This is a genomic window from Pseudoalteromonas sp. S3178, from assembly GCF_005886985.1.
Lineage (GTDB): Bacteria > Pseudomonadota > Gammaproteobacteria > Enterobacterales > Alteromonadaceae > Pseudoalteromonas > Pseudoalteromonas carrageenovora.
The window spans coordinates 1-260 of record NZ_PNCW01000642.1; the positions used below are offsets into that span (position 1 = coordinate 1).

General features: G+C 43.5%; 1 pseudogene. It reads right to left on the reverse strand.

Annotated elements, in window-relative coordinates:
- Positions 1-260, reverse strand: a pseudogene (locus CWC11_RS23490) (3-dehydroquinate synthase); the annotation flags it as partial.

Genomic DNA, 260 nt, shown 5'->3' on the forward strand with positions numbered 1-260 from the left:
TAAAGGGTACACCACGCTGATAACACGCAGCGACAAAGCCTGTTAAGTCACCAATGACTCCCCCACCTAAAGCAATTAAGCATGTGTCCCTGCCGCAATTGTTGTCCAACAAAAAAGCTGAAACCTGCTCAAAGTACTCTAAGGTTTTATATTGCTCACCATCAGGTAAAACAATATGTAAAGGCGCACACTTAGCCAAACTGTCCAGTAGCCCATCTAAATACAATGGTGCAACCGTTTGGTTAGTGACAATAACAGGT